Annotated in this window: 4 protein-coding genes; 1 reads left to right on the top strand and 3 read right to left on the bottom strand. The window is 61.3% G+C overall.

The window, feature by feature from the left end:
- Window positions 1-52: 52 nt before the first annotated feature.
- From FEM54_RS27645 to FEM54_RS27635, 3 genes are read right to left on the bottom strand one after another with little or no spacing between them, the layout of a single operon-like run.
- Window positions 53-967 (bottom strand): 5-oxoprolinase subunit C family protein, encoded by a 915-nt coding sequence (locus FEM54_RS27645; protein ID WP_138453759.1) that lies wholly within the window; start codon window positions 965-967, stop codon window positions 53-55.
- The gene (gene pxpB, locus FEM54_RS27640) at window positions 964-1,668 is read right to left on the bottom strand and encodes a 5-oxoprolinase subunit PxpB (RefSeq protein ID WP_017137399.1); all 705 of its coding nucleotides are present in this window, start codon (window positions 1,666-1,668) and stop codon (window positions 964-966) included. Before pxpB ends, FEM54_RS27645 begins: the two co-directional genes overlap by 4 nt.
- Entirely contained in the window at window positions 1,665-2,405 is a 741-nt protein-coding gene (locus tag FEM54_RS27635) for a 5-oxoprolinase subunit PxpA (protein WP_017137398.1), read from the bottom strand. Before FEM54_RS27635 ends, pxpB begins: the two co-directional genes overlap by 4 nt.
- Before the next feature lie 175 nt (window positions 2,406-2,580).
- On the opposite strand from FEM54_RS27635, the gene FEM54_RS27630 reads away from it, so the two are divergent.
- Window positions 2,581-3,495, top strand: a complete 915-nt coding sequence (locus FEM54_RS27630; RefSeq protein WP_017137397.1) for a LysR family transcriptional regulator — start codon at window positions 2,581-2,583, stop codon at window positions 3,493-3,495.
- Window positions 3,496-3,626: the final 131 nt, after the last annotated feature.

Raw genomic sequence — 3,626 nt, 5'->3', positions numbered from 1 at the left:
TTCCAAAGTTGAAATGCATTCCCCTGTGGGAGCTGGCTTGCCTGCGATGCTTTTAGCGATTCAAAAACCGCTGCAAAAACTCGATGTGCTGCCGATGCGCAGTCTCCTGCACCACTGGCGCCAGCCTCACCTTCTCCCCCGGCAAACACTGCGCCAGCCGCGCCAATGCCAACGGCGTCAGTGCGCCCAAACGCGGATAGCCGCCAATGGTCTGCCGATCATTGAGCAGCACAATCGGCTGCCCATCCGGCGGCACCTGGATCGCGCCCAACGGGATGCCTTCAGAGATCAACGACGGCCCCTGGTACTGCAACGGCGTGCCCAGCAGGCGCATGCCCATGCGGTCGGCGCGGCTGTCCAGCGACCAGTCAGTATTGAATGCATCGAACAGGCTCTGCCCACTGAACTGGCCGATCTGCGCGCCGACAATCACGTCCAGCGGCGCTTTTGCCGGCAGATCAGGCGTGCTCAGCACTTTCATCGCGCCGCCCGTACCGGAATAAACCAACCGCCCGCCTTCGGCCAAGGCCTTGCCGAAACCGTCCAGCCCACCCAATGCCTCACGTACCACCGTGGAACAACTGCCTAGCACAGCCGGCGCATCAAACCCGCCGGGCGCCGCCAGGTAAGCCCGCGCACCACTGAATGGCTGGGTAAAGCGCAGACGCTGGCCCTTTTGCAGGATAAAACTGCGCCCAGGGCTGATGGCGCGTTCGTCGATATAGGCGCCCAAATCCGCCCCGGCCAATGCCAGCAAACAATAGTCTTCGGCCTGCACGGTAAACCCGCCCAAGGTGATTTCCACCACCGGTGCATCCAGCGCATTGCCCAGCAGCCAATTGGCCCAGGACATCGACACCCAATCCAGCGCCCCGCCCTGGGTCACGCCCAGGTGGCGCACGCCAAAGCGTCCGGCGTCCTGCAACAGGCACAGCGGCGTGCTGGCCTCGATCAACAAGCGGCTCATGCCTGCGCCTCCAACGGCGTGTCATCGCCACCCAAATGGATGAATTCGGCGTGGCCGACCGCTTCGAAACGTACGGTATCGCCCGGCTGCATCAGGCTGTAGCCGTCACGCTCGCGGTCGAACAGTTTGGTCGGGGTGCGGCCGATCAGGTTCCAGCCGCCCGGCGACACCACCGGGTAGGCGGCGGTTTGCCGCTCGGCAATGCCGACACTGCCGGCCGCCACGCGTTTACGCGGCGTGTTGAGCCGTGGTGTGGCGAGGATTTCGTCGACCAAGCCCATAAAGGCAAAACCGGGCGCGAAGCCGAGGGCAAAGACTTGGTATTCGTGGGCACTGTGGCGATGGATCACCTGCTCGATCGACAAGCCGCTGCGCTGGCTGAGCAACGTCAGTTCCGGGCCGACACTCAGGTCGTACCACACCGGCAACACGTGGCACTGGCCGCTGCCCTGCGCCTGGGGTTGCAAGTCGGTCAGCGCACGGTCGATCAGCTCCCGCGCCTGGGCCGGGCTTAACGCTGTGAGGTCGTAATGCACCATCAAGGTCGTGTAGGACGGCACCAGATCCACCAGCGCGTCACCAAAACTTTCACGCAGACGTTGGGTGGCGGCGAGCATCCACGGCATGTTGGCTTCAGCAATCACCTCAAACAGACGCACCATCAAGCAGTCGATGGCCACCACTTCAATGCGTGGCTTCATGCTGGTTTCAACGCCTCGCGGATGCGCTGCACAGCGGCGATCGAGCTGGCGTTGTCGCCGTGTACGCACAGGGTGTTGGCCTGCAACACCAGGGCGCTGCCGTCGCTGGCCGTCAGGGCTTGCCCACGGGAAATGGTCAGGGCTTGCTGCACGATGGTGTCGGCGTCGTGATGGACCGCGCCCGGCAACTGACGCGAAACCAGATGGCCCTTAGGGTCATAGGCGCGATCAGCGAAGGCTTCGAACCACAGTGTCAGGCCGAATTCATCGCCCATCGCCTGGGCCTCGCTGTTGTCGCTTTTGGCCAGCAACATCAAGGGCAAATCGCCATACGCGGCCACAGCCTGCATCACCGCTCGCAGTTGCGCCGGTTTGGCCATCATGTCGTTGTACAGCGCACCATGGGGTTTGACGTAGCTGACGCGGGTACCCTGCGCACGGCAGATGCCCTCAAGGGCGCCGATCTGGTAGTGCATGAGGTCCTGGATTTCCTGCGGCGTATAGGCCATGGAACGGCGGCCGAACCCTTGCAGGTCCTGGTAGGCCGGGTGCGCACCTATTTGCACGCCATGCTTGAGTGCCAGGCTGACGGTCTGGCGCATGATGCTCGGGTCGCCGGCATGAAAACCACAGGCCACGTTGGCGCAATCGATGAACGGCATGACCTCGGCGTCCAGACCCAGGGTCCAGTTACCAAAGCTTTCGCCGATGTCGCAATTCAAAAGCAGACGGCTCACGGTGGTTGCTCCTGTAGGCTTTGTATTTTTTGTAGTGTGGGATTTTTTACGCAGAACTCGCAACTTGTCCTGACACCCTAACGGCGCTTATCGTGGAATGCCTCGATTTTTGGCGTTTGCCGGGTGCGGCGTCCAACTAATAAAAACCGATCCAAGCATAAGAAAAGTTGATCCCATGAATTTGAAGTTCCTCGAAACTTTCGTCTGGGTGGCCAAGCTCAAGAGCTTTCGCCTGACCGCCGAAAAGCTGTTCACCACCCAGGCCTCGATTTCCAGCCGCATCGCCGTGCTCGAAAGCGAACTGGGTGTGAAGCTGTTTCTGCGCGATTCACGCGGCGTCAGCCTGACCCCGGAAGGCTTGAAGGTGCTCGATTATGCCGAGCAGATGATGGTCACAATGCAGGGCTTGAAGCAGTCCCTGGAGACCACCAGCAGCAAGGTGGGGCGCATCCGCATCGGTGCCATGGACACGGTAATCCACACTTGGCTGAGCCCATTGGTGGCGCAATTGATGGATCACTTCCCGCGGGTAGAAATCGAACTGGTCGCCGATACGGCGCTTAACCTCAGCGATCAGCTGCAAAAAGGCTTCCTCGACCTGATCCTGCAAACCGACCTGCTGCGCCTGGAAACCGTGCGCAGCCTGGAGCTGGCCAGCCACCCCATGGCCTGGATAGTCGCCAGCCACTCCATCTACAACCGTGACTACGCCTCCCTCGCCGAACTGGCCCAGGAGCGCATCATCACCTACTCGAAAAATTCCCACCCACACCAGGATGTGCTGAGCCTGATGCAGGCCAACGGGGTGGCCTCGCCACGCATGAACTGTGTGAACTCGGTGTCGGCGATTACCCGCTTGCTACGCGATGGCTTCGGGATTGGCGCGTTACCGCCGGTGCTGGTGATGGAGGAATTGGCCAGTGGGGAGTTGGTGATGCTGCCCATGGCGCAACGCTTGCCGAACTTGCAGGTGGTGGTGTCGTGGCGTGTGGGGGTGGAGTTGGTGGAGGAGATTGTGGGGTTGTGCCAGAAGGTGGTGGCGCGGTATGCCGAGGAAGTGGGCGAAGAAAGGATGGTACTAAGCCAATGATCTTTCCCACGCTCCGCGTGGGAACGCAGCCCGGGACGCTCTGCGTCCCAAAGCCTGACGCAGAGCGTCACAAGAGGCATTCCCACGCAGAGCGTGGGAACGATCATCTTTAGAGGCCTTTAAGGTCGCGC

Origin of the sequence: Pseudomonas edaphica (assembly GCF_005863185.1) — a bacterium.
GTDB classification, from domain to species: Bacteria; Pseudomonadota; Gammaproteobacteria; order Pseudomonadales; family Pseudomonadaceae; genus Aquipseudomonas; species Aquipseudomonas edaphica.
The sequence above is the reverse complement of the archived record's forward strand: the minus strand, read 5'-3'. Positions and strand labels throughout refer to the sequence as shown.

What these genes read in the sequence shown, in the direction of transcription:
- FEM54_RS27630 (WP_017137397.1), top strand. Translation starts at nt 2,581, where the DNA reads ATGAATTTGAAGTTCCTCGAAACTTTCGTCTGGGTGGCCAAGCTCAAG.
- FEM54_RS27645 (WP_138453759.1), bottom strand. Translation starts at nt 967, where the DNA reads ATGAGCCGCTTGTTGATCGAGGCCAGCACGCCGCTGTGCCTGTTGCAG.
- pxpB (WP_017137399.1), bottom strand. Translation starts at nt 1,668, where the DNA reads ATGAAGCCACGCATTGAAGTGGTGGCCATCGACTGCTTGATGGTGCGT.